This is a genomic window from Nocardia sp. NPDC051981 (assembly GCF_040680715.1).
Lineage (GTDB): Bacteria > Actinomycetota > Actinomycetes > Mycobacteriales > Mycobacteriaceae > Nocardia.
In genome coordinates this window covers 454,260-467,736 of the sequence record NZ_JBFAXK010000001.1, presented here as the reverse complement: position 1 = coordinate 467,736, position 13,477 = coordinate 454,260, and the positions used below count along the sequence as shown (strand labels likewise).

Here is a 13,477-nt window from a genome sequence, read left to right as displayed (position 1 = left end):
CGGGCGGGGTCAGCGGTAGGCGGAAATGTCGAAGGCGCCGTTGCTCTGGCGGAACGAGACCGCGGAGTCCGGCCAGAGCAGCGTGACGCGACCGGTCTGTTCGTCGCGGTACCAGCTCGTGCAGCGTCCCTGGGTCCATACCGTATCGCGGGCGCGCTCCTCGATATCGAGCATGGAGGAGCGGACCGCCTCGGGCGTGACCTCCAGGACGGTGTCCGCGCTGGAGGCGAGATGGTCCAGTGCGCTGAGCACGTAGTCGATCTGGGTCTCGATCACATAGATGGCGGAGTTGTGGCCCAGCGCCGCGTTCGGGCCGTCCAGCACATACATATTGGGGAAGCCGTCCACGGTGGTCGACGCGTGCGCGACCATGCCGTTGCTCCAGCGCTCGGACAGCAACGAGGTACGGCCCCGGATGTGCTTGGCGATCGACGGCCGGGTGGCGTTGAAACCGGTGGCGAAGACCAGGATCTCGAGATCGTAGGTGTGCCCGCTCGCGGCGATGGCCAGGCCGTCGTCGACGCGGGTCAGCTCGGTCGGTTCCAGCTGGACGGTGTCCAGCTGCAGGGCCGCGTAGTAGTCGTCGGAGAAAAGGATTCGCTTGCAGCCGATTTCGTAGTCGGGCGTCAGCCGCTGCCGCAGTCGTGGATCACGGACCTGGGCCGCCAGATGGTCGGTGGCGCGCTGGTGCAGCAGATCGATCTCCGGGTGGCGGCGGCGCCGGGCGGCGATGCTGAGCTCGGCCTCGGCGAACAGCTCGTCGCGCAGTTCGGTGATGGTCCGCGGATCGGCGGCGAAGCTCGACAGCTCGTCGGGGGTGTAGAAGCGGTCCCCGCGCGGCAGCACATAGGGCGCCGAACGCTGGAAGACCACGACCTCGCTGGCCTCGCCCGCGAGCCGCGGCAGGATCTGGACCGCGGACGCGCCGGTGCCCACCAGGCCGACCCGCTTGCCGACCAGCGACACCTTCGGATTCCACCGCGCCGAATGCCAGTGCCGGCCACCGAAATTCCGCAGCCCGACGACCGGCGGGATCCGGGGTTCGGTCAGCCGTCCGGTGGCGATGATCAGGGTGGCGGCCGAGAAGTCGCCGCGGGAGGTCCGGACGAACCAGCGCGCCTCGGCTTCGACCCACTTCGCCTGTTCCAGCGCGCAATTCAGCCGCAGATACGGTTCCAGCTCCTCCTGCTGGACGCACGACCGCAGGTAGGCGTGGATCTCCGCGCCCTCGGCGAACACCCGCGACCACCGCGGATTCGGCCGGAACGAAAAGGAATACAGATGGGCGGGGATATCGCAGGCCACGCCCGGATAGCGGTTGTCGCGCCAGGTGCCGCCCACATCGTCGGCCTGCTCGATGATGACGAAGGAGTCCCGGCCCCGGCGGGCGAGCTGGATGCCCATCCCGATACCGGCGAAACCCGCGCCGACGATCAGCACGTCGACCCGTTCGGGGCTCGAATGTCCTTCGGCGGTGGCCGGATCCGTGCTCTCAGGCATGGCCGTACCGGGTGGTGCGGCGGCGCAGCGAGCGGCCCAGCTCCGCGGCGATCCGATCGACATCGGTGACGGTGAGGCTCAGCCCGGCCTCCGGACCGGACTCCGGCGCGAGCCGGCCGTCGAGCAGCAGGCCGCCGAGATCGTTCGCGCCGCCGCGCAGCAGTTCGACCGCCATCGTCAGCCCCAGCCGGGGCCACGCGGCCTGAATATTGTCGATGCGCCCGTGCAGGAGCAGCCGCGCGACGGCGTGCACCGCCCGCGTCTGCCGCCGGAGTGCTTCGGGCACAACGGGATCGACGAAGCCGGACGCCGCGGTCACGGGAACCATGGGCATGGCGATGAATTCGGTGAAGCCGCCGGTGCGGTCCTGGATATCGGCGAGCAGCCGCAGATGGGCCACCTGCTGCGCGGGGGTCTCCACATGCCCGTAGACCATGGTCGAGGTGGAGGTCAGGCCCGCGCGGTGGGCGGTCTCGATCACCTCCACCCAGCGGCTCACGGGCAGATCCGGGCTGCCCTTCAACCGGGCGCGCACATCGTCGTCGAGGATGCGCGCACCGGTGCCGGGAACCGATCCGAGGCCGGAATCCTTTGCGCGCGACAGGAACTCGTCCAGGGGCAGCGCGCGGCGCGCGGCGCCGTCGAGCAGTTCCTCCGGGCGGAAGGCGTGCAGGTGCAGGGGAGCGGTCTCGGTGATGGCGGCGATCAGCGCCAGGTAGTCGTCATCGCTGTCGGCGGGCAGCGGGCCCTGCATACAGATCTCGGTGGCGCCCAGGGCGTGCGCCTCGGACACCAGCGCGGCCAGTCGCTCCCGCGCCGCGGAGCCGGAGACCACGGCGGTATCCAGATTCCGGTTCACGACATAGGTGAGGGCGTCGCCGACCGTCCGCTGCCGGAGCGCATCGGCCAGCTCGCACAACCGCTCCAGCTCGGAGCCGTCCGCGTGCAGCAGCGCGATGTATCCCGCGTCCGGCAGGCCCGCCGGATTCCGCTCCGCTTCCGCGAGCCACTCCCGCACCCGCCCCGCATCGGACAAGCCAACCTCGGCGACACCACGATCCACGATCGCCACGATACCGCCGCCCCTGCGGGCGTCCCGTCCCGCTCGGTGCCGCCGGGTGGGCGGCCCCGAGCCGGGATGTGGACAACCATGCGGTTCAGGCGGCGGTGGTGTGCCCGATGGTGATGTTGCCGTAGGAGTTCCGGGCGTGGACCTCGACGATGTCCTGCGGCCGGCTGACGGGATACAGCTGGTTCTGGATGGTGCCCTTCTGCGCGTTGGTTTCCATCCGGGCGGCGCTGCCCGGGTGGATGCCGATCGACAGGTCGCCGGTGGAGGTCTCCACGTCGATCACGCCGCGGGTGGCCTCGACGATGCGGATGTCGCCCTTCGCGACCTTCGCTGTGACCGAGCCGAGCGGGTGCTCGATGGTGATGTCACCGGCGGAGACCTCCAGCTCGCACTCGCCGAGCGGGCCCGCGCCCAGCAGGGTGCCCATGCCGAGCGAACCGGTCAGGCGGGAGCCGGCGGGCACCTCGATGGTGACCTCGACCGACCCGCGGCCCGCGAGCGGGGAGAACTTCCGCCAGCCCTTGGGGGCCTGCACGGTCAGGATGCCCGCGGCGAATTCGGCGCGGATCTGCTCGGCGGCGCGCACGTCCTCCTTCTTGGACGCGTCGGCCGGGCGGATCTCGACGACGGTGTCGGTGCGGTTCGAGGCGATGACGGTGACGTTTCCGGCGGCCACGTCGACGGCGACGGTGATGGCTTCGGGGGTCTGGAACGCGGTCATGGTGTTTCTCCTTCGAGGGGCTGTGCTGCTGATGTGACTACTTTCGCGAGCCCGGCTGACAGCGGCCTGACGCCGCACTGACACGTCCGCTGACACGTGTTCGGCCCGGCTGGACAGCGCACGGCAGAATGGTCCGGGTGCAGATCGGAATGCTTGGGCCGCTCGAAATCCGGGCAGACGACGGCGGATTGCTGGAGGTACCGGGCGCCCGGTTGCGGTCGCTGCTGATCGCGCTCGCGCTGGAACCCGGCCGGGCGGTCTCGAAAGCGCGGCTGGTCGACTGGATTTGGGGCGAGGGGCCGCCGTCCGATGCCGCGAATGCCTTGCAGGCCTTGGTTTCCCGATTGCGGCGGGTACTGCCGGACGGGTCGATCGACGTGCAGGCGGGCGGCTACCGGCTGACGGTGGCGCCCGGCGACATCGACGCCGTGCGGTTCGAACAGCTCCTCGACCAGGCCCGTGGCGGCGACGACGTCCATCAGGCCGAACTGCTGCGCGAGGCCCTCGCACTGTGGCGCGGCGCGCCCATGCGGGACATCGGGGCGCAGGACGGCGCGGCCCTCGACGCGGTGATCGCCCGGCTCGAGGGACTGCACATCGGTGCGCTCGAGGATCTGTACGACGCGGAACTCCGGCTCGGCCGGGGCGCGGAACTGGTCACCGAACTGAATGATCTGGTGGCCCAGCACCCCGTGCGGGAGCGACTCGCCGCGTCGCTGATGCGCGCGCTCGCCGCCGCGGGCCGGGGCGCCGAGGCGCTGGTCGTGTACCAGCGGGTCCGGGAGGCCCTCGCCGACGAGCTGGGTGTGGATCCCTCGCCGGAGCTGTCCGCCCTGCACGTCGCCCTGCTGCGCGGGGAGGTGGGCGGGCGGGAGGACGACCGCCGGACCAACCTGCGTGCCGAACTGACCCGATACGTCGGCAAGCAGGCCGACGTCGCCGCGGTGCGCGCCCTCGTCGCCCGCCATCGGCTCACCACGGTGACCGGACCGGGCGGTTCGGGAAAGACCAGGCTGGCCACGGAGACCGGGCGCGCCCTGCTCGACGGGCTGCCGGACGGCGCGTGGCTGGTGGAGCTGTCCTCCGCGAGCGCGGGCGGTGACCTCGCGCAGGCGGCGCTGCCCGCGCTCGGGCTGCGGGACGCGCTGCTGGGCGGCGGGGCGAACGCGGAACCCATGGACCGCCTCATCGCGGCCATCCGCGAGCGCGACATGCTGCTGATCCTGGACAACTGCGAGCACGTGATCGAGTCCTCGGCGGCGTTCGCCCACCGCCTGCTCGGGGAGTGCCAGCGGTTGCGCATTCTGGCCACCAGCCGCGAACCGCTCGGCATCACCGGTGAAGCGCTCTGGCAGGTCGAGCCTTTGGCGCTGCCCGCCGCGGACGCGGACGCCGGCGCGATCGAATCCTCCCCGGCCGTCCAGCTTTTGCGCGACCGCGCCGGCGCGGTGCGCCAGGACCTCGGCGCCGATGCTCGCACCCTGGCGACCATGGCCCGCGTGTGCCGTGCGCTCGACGGGATCCCGCTGGCGATCGAACTGGCCGCGGCCCGCCTGCGCACCATGTCTCTCGAGCAGCTCGCCACCCGTCTCGACGATCGGTTCCGGCTGCTGACCGGGGGCAGCCGGACCGCGCAACCGCAGCACCGGACCCTGCGGGCCGTCGTGGACTGGAGCTGGGAACTGCTCAGCGAGGCCGAACAGGCTGTGCTGCGCCGGCTTTCGGTGTTCGCCGGTGGCGTGAGCCTCGAGGCGGCCGAACAGGTCTGTGCGAGTGGCGAATCCGAGGGGCAGCCCGCGGCGGTCGAACAGTGGGAGGTGCTCGAGTTGCTGACCGCGCTGACCGAGAAATCGCTGCTGCTCACCGCGGGCGACGACGGGCCGCGCTACCGGATGCTCGAGACGATCAGGCAGTACGCCCGCGACCGGCTCGCCGAGGCGGGGGAGGCGGACGCGGCCCGGCGCGCGCATCTGGCGTATTTCACCGGACTGGCCGCGACCGCGGAACCGCATCTGCGCCGGGCCGAACAGCTGGAATGGCTCGCCGTCCTCGAACCCGAGCACGACAATATCGCGGCCGCCATGCGCGGCGCGCTCGCCGCGGAGGACGCGACCGCGGCCATGGGGCTGGCCGCGGCCGCCGGCTGGTACTGGTGGCTGAGCGGGCACAAGGCCGAGGGCATGGAGCTGGTCACCGCGGCCGCCCGGACGCCCGGCGAAGCCGATGACGAGACCCGGGCCACGGTCTACGGGCTCGTCGTGCATTTCATGACCTCCGGCCCGAATGACGAACACCACGTGGAGGAATGGATCCACCAGGCCTACCGGGCCGGCGGCGATCGGACCGGCAGCGGCCGGACCGGCCATCCGACGCTGGCGTTCGTGGTCGCGCTGGAACGCATGCTGCAGGGGCCGGATCAGTTCCTGCCCGCCTTCGAGGCGCTGCTCGGCGACGACGATCCGTGGGTGCGGGCGCTGGCCCGGCTGCAACTGGGCAAGTTGCGGACCGTGCTCGGCCAGGGCGGGCCGGAGGCCGACGAACACCTGGAGCTGGCGCTGGCGGAGTTCCGGGCCGTCGGAGAGCGCTGGGGGATCTCGTTCGCGCTGACCGAGCTGGCCGACAGCCTCGCCCTGCGCGGCGAATTCGCCAGTGCGTGTGAGTATCTCGAGCAGGCGATCGCGGTGGTCGCCGAGGTCGGTGCGATCGAGGACCTGGTCCGGATGCGGTCACGGCAGGCGCAGCTGTACTGGCTGCTGGGCGACGCGGCGGCGAGCGCGGCCGCCATGGCCGAGGCCCAGCGGTACGCGGATCAGACCGGCTGGCCGATCGCGCTGGCCGAAATGGCCCTGGCCCGAGCGGAATTGGCGCGCTGGAACGCGGATCCCGAAGAGGCGCACCGGCAGATCGGCGTCGCGAAGACCCTGCTGGCGGGAGAATCGGAGCAGCCGTTCATGAGTGCGGTGATCCACGATCTGCTCGGCTATCTGGCGGACGGTCTCGACGAGGCCCGCCACCATCGGGCCGCGGCGTTCCGGGTGGCGTCGGCGGCGGGGCACGCGCCCCTGCTGGCCAAGGTGCTGGTCGGTCTGGCGGATCTGGCGCTGCGGGCGGAGCAGGACGAGCAGGCGGTGCGGCTGCTCGCGGCCAGTACCGCGGTGCGTGGCGTATCGGATCATTCCCACCCGGATGCGGCCCGGATCGAGCGGACAACGCGAAGTCGCCTCGGTGACGTGAAGTTCACCGAGGCGACGGGGGAGGGGGCGCGGGCGGTCTGGCATGAACTGGCCGAGATCACGCTCGCTTCGTGAAAGTGGCACGGGACCACAGGTATCCGACGATCGCGAACCCGGCGCACCAGGCCAGCGCCGCGGCGGTGTAGCCGCCCGACGGGTGCCCGGTGAGGAACCCGCGCAGGGACTCGATGATCGGGGTGAAGGGCTGGTACTGCGCGAACTGCCGGACGCCCTGGCCCATCTGGCCGGCCGGGACGATCGCGCTGCTCACGAAGGGCAGCATGATCAGCGGCACCACGGACATGCCCGCGGACTCCGGGGTCTTGGCGGCCATGCCCAGGGCGACGGTCAGCCAGGACGCCCCGAACGATGTGGCCAGGACGATGCCGAGCGCGCCCAGCCAGTCCAGCGCGGTGGCCGGCGGCCGGAAGCCCAGGGCGAACGCCACTCCCAGCACGGCCGCGATGGCGACCACATTGGTGAGCATGGTGGCCACCACGTGCCCGGTCAGCACGGCGCCGCGGGAGACGTCCATGACCTTGAACCGGTTGATGACGCCCTTGGCCATGTCCGAGCTCACCGCGACCGCGGTGCCGGAGAGCCCGTAGCTGATGGCCAGCAGGATCATGCCCGGTGTCGCGTAATTGATGTAGTGCTCGCCGACATTGAAGGCGCTGCCGAACACGTAGACGAAGATCAGCAGCATCACCACCGGCATCAGCGCGGCGTTGAAGATCGCGACCGGGTTGCGGGCGATGTGTTTGAAGTTGCGGCGCAACATGATCGCCGAGTCGCCCAGCGACGCCGCCAGGGCGCCGGTCGCGACGGTGCGGTTCGGGGTGCTGCCGGTGGAAACGATGGTGCTCATTGTGCGTCGGCCTCCGTGGTGGCGTGCCCGGTCAGGGCAAGGAAAACGTCATCGAGATCAGGGGTGTGGATGGAGACCTCCGCGGCCTCGACCGAGTGATCGGCGAGCCGATCCAGCAGGGCCCGCAGGGTTTTGGTGCCGCCGTTGCCGGGCACCTGCAGGGTCAGCGCCTCGCTGTCCATGGTCGCGGCGGGCAGGATCCGCGCGGCTGCTTCCAGTTCGGTGAGGTGGGTGAACCGCAGCTGGAGGTAACTGCCGGGAACACGGCGCTTGAGGTCGTCCGGGGTGCCTTCGGCGACGATGCGGCCGCCGTCGAGGACCGCGATCCGGTCGGCCAGCTGGTCGGCCTCCTCGAGGTACTGGGTGGTGAGGAAGATGGTCACGCCGTCGGAGGTCAACTCCCGCACGATCTCCCACATGGTGCGCCGGCTGCGCGGGTCCAGTCCGGTGGTCGGCTCGTCGAGGAAGACGATGTCCGGCTTGGTGACCAGCGTCATCGCCAGATCCAGCTTGCGGCGCATGCCGCCGGAGTAGGTGGCGGCCTGCTTGCGCGCGGATTCGGTGAGGTCGAAGCGCTCCAGCAGCGTGTCGACCACCTGCTTGCGCGCCGCGCCCCGCAGCCGGTGCAGATCGGCCATCAGCTGCAGGTTCTCTTCGCCGGTGAGTAGGTCGTCCACCGCCGCGAACTGACCGGTCACCCCGATGGCCGCCCGCACCGCCTTGGTCTCGGTGGCGATGTCGTGCCCGGCGACCCGGGCCGTCCCGCCGTCCGCCGTCAGCAGCGTGGTCAGCACGTTCACCGTCGTGGTCTTGCCCGCGCCGTTCGGCCCGAGCAGCGAGAAGATTGTTCCCGCACCGATATTCAGATCAATGCCGTCGAGGATCGTCTTGTCCCCGTAAGCCTTCCGCAGCCCCGAGGCCGCGATTGCTGTGCTGTTCATGTGGACCACTGTCGCGACCGGGCCTGACACCGGCCTGACACCGACCTGATACGCGCTCTGACACGGTGTTCTGCCTGTTCACGAGAGGTGGGCGAGGGTTGTCGGCCGTGGGGCGGAGCCAGCATGGCGGTGGCCGGTGTCCCCTCGCCCTGGCGGCGGTGGACCACGGTGTCGAAGCTGTCGAACGGGCTGGGCCGATCTGTGTAGGCCGACCCCATCATCGGCGGCCCCAACTGTTGGGGCTGTCGGTGGCGGCGGCCCGGGTTCGATACTTGCTCCCGCCAAGATCGAGAACGATGGAGCCGCAGATGAATTCGAAGAAGACCCTCGCCGCGTTCGCCGTCAGCGCGGCCCTTCTCACCCCCGCCGCCGTGCTGGCCACCCCTGCCCAGGCCGATGCGCCGGCGCCGGCGCAGGCCCAGCCCGTGGACACCACCGCCACCGGCTCCTCCAGCGGGTCCTACTCCGCCGCCAACCACCTGGTCTGCATCCTCTTCCACACCAGCCTCAACGGCTCCGTGGGCATCCCGTTCTGCTGACGGCCGTTGGCCGGGACTGTGATTCATCACGTTTATCTGCTTCAGTGACCCGTACCGTCTCGGCGCCGCTTACCGTCGCGAGGCACAACAGTTTGTTTGGGAAGGTGGCAACAAGCGTGATCGGTACGCGGGCGAAGCTTGATGAACTGGCCAAGATCCTGGAGATCGCCGCGGAACCGGCGGGTGAGGCCGGTATCGCCAAGCGGGCGTCGAAAGGCATTCCGAGCGTTCGGCAGCGGGTGGAGATGCTGGTCGACCGCGGCACGTTCATCGAGACCGGCGCGCTGGCTCGCCAGCCTGGTCAACCGGACGCGCTCTACGGTGACGGACTGGTGACCGGTCGCGGGCTGATCGGGGGGCGTCCGGTGGTGGTGATCTCCCACGATCAGACCGTGTACGGCGGGTCGGTCGGGGTCACGTCCGCCCAGAAGTTCATGCGGGCACTGAAATTCGCGTTCGACAACGCGTGCCCGGTGGTGACGATCAACGATTCGGGCGGCGCGCGGATCCAGGACGCGGTGGGTTCCATCGCATCGTTCGGTGATATCTCCCGGGTGCTGGAGAAGCTGTCCGGCTACGTGCCGCAGGTGTCGATCATTCTCGGCAAGTGCGCCGCGGGCTCGGTGTACGGGCCGATCAATACCGACGTGCTCATCGGCACCAAGGATTCCTACATGTTCGTCACGGGGCCGGAGGTGATCAAGGCGGTCAACGGCGAGGACGTCACCGCCGAGGAGCTCGGCGGCGCCAAGGTGCAGGCCGAACGCGGCACCCTGCATCACGTGGCCGAGACCGAGCAGGAGGCCTACGAGTGGGCCCGCAACTACCTGAGCTTCATGCCGACGAGTTGCCTCGAGCAGCCGCCGATCGTGAATCCCGGCCTGGAGCCCGAGATCACGGCCAGTGACCGGGAACTCGACACGATCATCCCGGATTCCGATCGTGCCGGTTACGACATGCACGAGATCCTGCTGCGCATCTTCGACGACGGCGAGTTCCACGAGATCCGCGCCGCGTTCGCGCCGAACCTGATCACCGGCTTCGCCCGCGTCGACGGCTACCCGGTCGGCGTGATCGCCAATCAGCCACTGGTGCTGGGCGGTTCCATCGACGCCGCCTGCTCGGACAAGTCGACCTACTTCATCCGGCTCTGCGACGCCTTCAACATCCCGCTCGTGTTCGTCGCCGACACCCCCGGCGTGCTGCCGGGCCTCGCGGAGGAGGCCAACGGCGTCATCATCCGCGGCGGCCGTGTCCCGCGCGCCATCATCGAGGCGACGGTGCCGATCATCAACCTGGTGGTTCGAAAGTCCTACGGTGGCGCATACGGCATGATGGCCGCCCGGCAGGTCGGCGCGGACGTCAGTTTCGCCTGGCCCACAGCACGTATCGCGGTGATCGGCGCCGAAAGCGCGGTCGACCTCCTCGGCAAGCGCCAGTTGGCCGCGATGCCGGAGGAACATCGCGCCGCGGCCCGCGAATTCATGATCAACCAGTACAACGAGACGGTCGCCACCCCCTGGGTCGCCGCCGAACGCGGCTACATCGACGCCGTCATCGAACCGTCCCACACCCGCCTGGAAATCCGTCAAGCCCTCCGCCTGCTCCGCGACAAGAAGCCGGTCAAGCCGGAGTTCAACCCCCGCAAGCACCCGGTATACCCGATGTGATGTGACCGACCAGCGCGAAAACCGGTGCGGGACAACGGCCGGATGGCCCTGAGCCATCCGGCCGCTGCCGCGCACTCGGTTCTCGTTGACGTCTGCTCGCGATCAGCTCCTGTCGGTCGTCGATATTCGGTGCAGGCGCACGGGTCCCACGAAGCGGCGCGTGGATGCTGGTTTGGTGTTCACGAGCGAGAGGTCGCCGCCGTAATGGGCCAGAACGCGGTGGTCCATCACGGCACGCCACAGCGGGGGAATGGCGGCGAGCAGGATCAGGGTGGCGTAGCCGGCCGGGAGCTGTGGTGCCGTTTGTGTGCTGCGCAGGGTTTGGTAGCGGCGACCGGGATTGGCGTGGTGGTCGCTGTGGCGTTGCAGGTGGAACAGGAATACGTTCGTGACCAGGCGGTCGCTGTTCCAGCTGTCGCGCGGGGAGCACCGTGCGTAGTTGCCGTTGGCGCGGCGCTGGCGCAGCAGTCCGTAGTGCTCGATGTAGTTGACCGTTTCCAGCAGCCCCGCACCCAGCACCGCCTGCACGATCAGAAACGGAATCACCCCGAGGCCGAAGGCCAGGATCATGGTGCCCCACAACGCGACACTCATCGACCAGGCCTGCAACAGCTGATTGTGCCAGCTGAACCAGCGCTTTTCCTTGCGGTACAGGCGTTCTCGCTCCAGGGCCAGCGCCGAGCGGAAGCCGCCGACCGCACTGCGCGGCAGGAACTCCCACAGTGACTCGCCGAATCGGGCGCTGGCCGGATCCTCGGGCGTCGCCACGCGCACATGATGACCCCGATTGTGCTCGACGAAGAAATGCCCGTAACCCGACTGTGCCAGAGCGACCTTCGCCAGCCAGCGTTCCAGATGTTCGGCCCGGTGCCCGAGTTCATGGGCGGCATTGATTCCGATGCCCGACACGAAGCCGAGCGTGACGGCCAGACCGAGCTTGTCGGATACGCTCAGCTCTGGGCTTGCCCAGAGATAGCCAGCAATGAGCAGCCCGATGAGCTGTAGCGGCAGAAAGAGATACGTGCACCACCGATAGAACCGGTCCTCGGATAATGCCTCGTAGTCTTCCTCGCGTGGGTTGCTCCCGTCATCCCCCACAGACAGATCCAGCAGTGGGATCAGTACCAGCACGAACACCGGACCGATCCACCAGAATATTGTGAGCCCCGTGCGGGCTACCAATTGTGAGGGAAGTACAGCGCACGAAGGGGCGATCAACCCCAGAATCCAGAGGTATCGCTTGGGGTCGCGTGCCTTCGAGTCCTGGAAAATCGACATAGGGGCCTCTTTGATCCAACAGCGGCACTCGCTCGCGAGTGCAGACGGCCGAAATCTTTTGGCTCAAACCCGTCGATTTAGACTAGTCGTTTTTCTCCGCTGCGCTAGATGAATTGCCAAAAATGGTGACTGACCGGGCAATTCGACCTCATGCCCGGTTACGAACATCGAGCTCTGTGCATGCTGCCCGGCAGTCGGGGTCGGTGCGAGGACCGATCCCGGCTGCCGGGCAGCATCGACTGAACGTCAGCGGGTCAGGGCAGGGCCCCGCAGTTGCTCGGAGCAGGCCAGCCGGCGAGCCGATCGGTCAGCCACTGCTGCGAGTCCGCCAGCGACGGAAAGAACGCCAGCACATGGGTTCCCACCAGTCCCGAAACGGTCGGAATCTGCGCGTTCGGATCCAGTTCGACGGTCACGCCGCTACTGCACCAACCGGCCGCCATCTCCCGCACCGGCACGTAGGGCGCGCCCTCATCGTTCATGGCCGAGGCGGTGAGGACGGGCATCGACGGAGCGAGCGTGCCGATGCGCTGTTCGCCGAAGGCCGATTTCAGCTCGGGGTTCCGATCGATGACCGCGGTGAGCGGTTCGCCGCTGGTGGTCCATTCGGACGTGCGCGGATGGTCCTGGGCCAGGCTGGCCGGGACGGCGCATTTGCCCAGAGCGTCGTGCAGGATCGCCTTACCGGTGTCATTGAGCTCGGCGTCGAGTATCGGGCGAGTCTCCGGGTAGTCGGCGGCGATGCCATTGAGGATCCAGGCGAAAGCCGGTGCGATGGAGGGCCGTCCGTCGTTGTATCCGATGAAGTATTCGTCGTCGACCACCGGACCGCCCACGTAGGCGCCGCGTACATTCAGCTCGGGAGCGTAGCTCGACTGCAGTTCGGCCGCGCCCGCGGAAGCCATGCCGCCCTGCGAGTATCCGTAGAGAACGACCGGCGTGCCGGGGTTGAGGCCGGTGCCGGGCAATTGCAGTGCGGCGCGCGCCGCATCCAGCAGCGCGTAGGCCTGTGCCTTGCGGTTGAGGTAGTCGTGCACGTCGGGGGTGCCGAGGCCGTGGTAGTCGGTCACCACCACCGCGATTCCGCGGGCGAGCAGCGAATACAGTGCCAGCAGGTCGTATTCGAAAATGATGTCCGCCGGGGGCTGGTATTGCACGACCTGCGTCATCAGTTTCGACGGCGCACATTGATTGCCCTGGCCCTTGGTGCCGCCCGCGTACGCGATCAGTGGGCGCTCGCCGGGGCCGGTCCACGGCACGCTCGGCTGCAGGAGCGTGCCGACGACTGCCGTCGGCGCATCGTGGGTGTCGCTGCTGACGTACATCATTCGCGTCGCGGCGGCCGGAACGACGCCGGGCATTCCGGGTGCGGAGAAGGCCACCTGTGCCGGTTCGGCGCGCACGATGGCTCCCGGTGTGGGTGGCAGCGGCGGCGGCAGGTAGAAATCGTCGCCCGCCGCGACTGGTTCCGCGCCGGCGAGCAACGCCGAGTTCGTGGCGCCTCCGCCGACCATGATGAGGGTTCCTGTCAAAGCTACGGCCAATCCAAGCAGTCGCCTCCGCACTTTATCGATCCTTCCTGCGAGTGAGGGACCCAGGGCATCTCGAATCGGGTGTTGAGGCTATACGCAGGGCTATGGGTTTTTTGTGAATCA

General features: G+C 68.9%; 10 protein-coding genes. 3 read left to right on the top strand and 7 right to left on the bottom strand.

Annotation, left to right across the window (positions count from 1 at the left end; translation table 11 throughout):
• Positions 1-9: 9 nt before the first annotated feature.
• From AB0L60_RS01940 to AB0L60_RS01930, 3 genes are all read right to left on the bottom strand, one after another.
• Complete coding sequence (locus AB0L60_RS01940; protein WP_364605770.1) at positions 10-1,500, bottom strand: NAD(P)/FAD-dependent oxidoreductase; 1,491 nt, start codon at positions 1,498-1,500, stop codon at positions 10-12.
• The gene (locus AB0L60_RS01935) at positions 1,493-2,563 is read right to left on the bottom strand and encodes an FO synthase (RefSeq protein ID WP_364605768.1); all 1,071 of its coding nucleotides are present in this window, start codon (positions 2,561-2,563) and stop codon (positions 1,493-1,495) included. Before AB0L60_RS01935 ends, AB0L60_RS01940 begins: the two co-directional genes overlap by 8 nt.
• A gap of 94 nt (positions 2,564-2,657) precedes the next feature.
• Positions 2,658-3,293, bottom strand: a complete 636-nt coding sequence (locus AB0L60_RS01930; protein WP_364605766.1) for a hypothetical protein — start codon at positions 3,291-3,293, stop codon at positions 2,658-2,660.
• 128 nt (positions 3,294-3,421) lie between these two features.
• On the opposite strand from AB0L60_RS01930, the gene AB0L60_RS01925 reads away from it, so the two are divergent.
• Positions 3,422-6,601 carry a BTAD domain-containing putative transcriptional regulator gene (locus tag AB0L60_RS01925; RefSeq protein ID WP_364605764.1) on the top strand — a complete coding sequence of 1,060 codons (3,180 nt, stop codon included), beginning with the start codon at positions 3,422-3,424 and terminating at the stop codon, positions 6,599-6,601.
• On the opposite strand, the gene AB0L60_RS01920 is transcribed toward AB0L60_RS01925, so the two are convergent.
• Complete coding sequence (locus tag AB0L60_RS01920; protein WP_364605762.1) at positions 6,585-7,394, bottom strand: ABC transporter permease; 810 nt, start codon at positions 7,392-7,394, stop codon at positions 6,585-6,587. The genes AB0L60_RS01925 and AB0L60_RS01920 overlap by 17 nt on opposite strands.
• Positions 7,391-8,335: an ATP-binding cassette domain-containing protein gene (locus tag AB0L60_RS01915; protein ID WP_364605760.1), complete on the bottom strand. Its 945-nt coding sequence runs from the start codon at positions 8,333-8,335 to the stop codon at positions 7,391-7,393. The genes AB0L60_RS01920 and AB0L60_RS01915 overlap by 4 nt, the downstream gene beginning before the upstream one ends.
• A gap of 308 nt (positions 8,336-8,643) precedes the next feature.
• Here AB0L60_RS01915 and AB0L60_RS01910 point away from each other — a divergent pair, with 308 nt between their 5' ends.
• Positions 8,644-8,874 (top strand): hypothetical protein, encoded by a 231-nt coding sequence (locus AB0L60_RS01910; RefSeq protein ID WP_364605758.1) that lies wholly within the window; start codon positions 8,644-8,646, stop codon positions 8,872-8,874.
• 116 nt (positions 8,875-8,990) lie between these two features.
• A complete protein-coding gene (locus tag AB0L60_RS01905) occupies positions 8,991-10,544 on the top strand; it encodes an acyl-CoA carboxylase subunit beta (protein WP_364605756.1) in 1,554 nt (517 codons plus the stop codon).
• Positions 10,545-10,646: 102 nt separating this feature from the next.
• Here AB0L60_RS01905 and AB0L60_RS01900 read toward each other — a convergent pair whose 3' ends face one another.
• The gene (locus AB0L60_RS01900) at positions 10,647-11,822 is read right to left on the bottom strand and encodes an alkane 1-monooxygenase (RefSeq protein WP_364605754.1); all 1,176 of its coding nucleotides are present in this window, start codon (positions 11,820-11,822) and stop codon (positions 10,647-10,649) included.
• 254 nt (positions 11,823-12,076) lie between these two features.
• A complete protein-coding gene (locus AB0L60_RS01895; protein ID WP_364605752.1) occupies positions 12,077-13,336 on the bottom strand; it encodes an alpha/beta fold hydrolase in 1,260 nt (419 codons plus the stop codon).
• Positions 13,337-13,477: the final 141 nt, after the last annotated feature.

Excerpts from the sequence above, each read along its gene's own strand:
- AB0L60_RS01940 (WP_364605770.1), bottom strand. The coding sequence starts at position 1,500 with ATGCCTGAGAGCACGGATCCGGCCACCGCCGAAGGACATTCGAGCCCC.
- AB0L60_RS01930 (WP_364605766.1), bottom strand. The coding sequence starts at position 3,293 with ATGACCGCGTTCCAGACCCCCGAAGCCATCACCGTCGCCGTCGACGTG.
- AB0L60_RS01925 (WP_364605764.1), top strand. The coding sequence starts at position 3,422 with ATGGTCCGGGTGCAGATCGGAATGCTTGGGCCGCTCGAAATCCGGGCA.
- AB0L60_RS01920 (WP_364605762.1), bottom strand. The coding sequence starts at position 7,394 with ATGAGCACCATCGTTTCCACCGGCAGCACCCCGAACCGCACCGTCGCG.
- AB0L60_RS01915 (WP_364605760.1), bottom strand. The coding sequence starts at position 8,335 with ATGAACAGCACAGCAATCGCGGCCTCGGGGCTGCGGAAGGCTTACGGG.
- AB0L60_RS01910 (WP_364605758.1), top strand. The coding sequence starts at position 8,644 with ATGAATTCGAAGAAGACCCTCGCCGCGTTCGCCGTCAGCGCGGCCCTT.
- AB0L60_RS01900 (WP_364605754.1), bottom strand. The coding sequence starts at position 11,822 with ATGTCGATTTTCCAGGACTCGAAGGCACGCGACCCCAAGCGATACCTC.
- AB0L60_RS01895 (WP_364605752.1), bottom strand. The coding sequence starts at position 13,336 with ATGGTCGGCGGAGGCGCCACGAACTCGGCGTTGCTCGCCGGCGCGGAA.